The organism is Viridibacillus arvi, from assembly GCF_001274945.1.
In the GTDB taxonomy this organism is placed as follows: Bacteria; Bacillota; Bacilli; order Bacillales_A; family Planococcaceae; genus Viridibacillus; species Viridibacillus arvi.
Genome location: NZ_LILB01000002.1, coordinates 1 through 1,540, shown reverse-complemented (window position 1 = coordinate 1,540; position 1,540 = coordinate 1). Strand labels below are relative to the sequence as shown.

The window sequence follows — 1,540 nt, the reverse complement described above, 5'->3', positions numbered from 1 at the left end:
AGTTGACCCCGTTGCTCCAGTCGGTCCTGTTGCTCCAGTTATTCCAGTCGGACCCGTAACTCCTGTTGGTCCCGTTGGACCTGTATTTCCTGTCGCTCCAGTTGACCCCGTTGCTCCAGTCGGTCCCGTGATTCCCGTTGCCCCAGTTGATCCCGTTGCTCCAGTTATTCCGGTCGGTCCCGTGATTCCCGTTGCCCCAGTTGATCCCGTTGCTCCAGTTATTCCGGTCGGCCCGGTGACTCCTGTTGCACCTGTCGCTCCGGTTGGTCCTGTTGGTCCTGTATTTCCTGTCGCTCCAGTTGATCCCGTTGCTCCAGTCGGTCCTGTTGCTCCAGTTATTCCAGTCGGACCCGTAACTCCTGTTGGTCCTGTTGGTCCTGTATTTCCTGTCGCTCCAGTTGATCCAGTTATTCCTGTTGGTCCCGTGATTCCTGTTGGTCCCGTGATTCCCGTTGCCCCAGTTGGTCCTATTGCTCCAGTTATTCCGGTCGGCCCGGTGACTCCTGTCGCTCCAGTTGATCCCGTTGCTCCAGTCGGTCCTGTGATTCCCGTTGCCCCAGTTGCTCCCGTTGCTCCAGTTATTCCGGTCGGCCCGGTGACTCCTGTCGCTCCAGTTGATCCAGTTGCTCCGGTCGACCCTGTTGCACCAGTTGATCCTGTTGCTCCAGTCGCTCCGGTTGGTCCCGTTGGTCCTGTTGCTCCAGTTGGACCTGTTGCTCCAGTCGATCCCGTTGCTCCCGTTGGTCCTGTTGGACCTGTTTCACCAGTTGCTCCGGTCGATCCCGTTGCTCCCGTTGCTCCTGTTTCTCCAGTCGATCCCGTTGCTCCAGTTGTTCCCGTTGGTCCTGTTGGACCTGTTTCACCAGTTGCTCCGGTCGACCCAGTTGCTCCCGTTGAACCTGTTTCACCAGTCGCTCCTGTTGCTCCCGTTGCACCAGTTGCTCCTGTTGGTCCGGTTTCTCCGGTTTCTCCGGTTGACCCTGTTGCTCCTGTTGGTCCTGTTGCTCCGGTCGACCCAGTTGCTCCCGTTGGTCCTGTTTCTCCAGTCGATCCCGTTGCTCCAGTCGATCCCGTTGCTCCTGTTTCTCCAGTCGATCCCGTTGCTCCAGTCGCTCCCGTTGTTCCCCTTGGTCCTGTTGGACCTGTTTCACCAGTTGCTCCGGTCGACCCAGTTGCTCCCGTTGAACCTGTTTCACCAGTCGCTCCTGTTGCTCCCTTTGCACCAGTTGCTCCTGTTGGTCCGGTTTCTCCAGTTGCTCCGGTTTCTCCGGTTTCTCCGGTCGACCCAGTTGCTCCCGTTGCTCCAGTCGATCCCGTTGAACCTGTTTCACCAGTTGCTCCCGTTGCACCAGTTGCTCCTGTTGGTCCGGTTTCTCCAGTTGCTCCGATTTCTCCGGTTGTTCCTGTTGTTCCTGTTGCTCCTGTTGGTCCTGTTGCTCCAGTCGCTCCCGTTGCTCCGGTTTCTCCAGTCGCTCCCGTTGGTCCTGTTGGACCTGTTTCTCCAGTTGCTCCGGTTTCTCCGGTTACACCAGTTGTTCCC

1 protein-coding gene is annotated in these 1,540 nt (G+C 57.9%); it reads right to left on the bottom strand.

The window, feature by feature from the left end; all coding sequences use genetic code 11:
- Window positions 1–1,540, bottom strand: a 1,540-nt coding sequence (locus AMD00_RS09370; protein WP_169786340.1) for a collagen-like domain-containing protein, incomplete at both ends; no start/stop codon positions are given.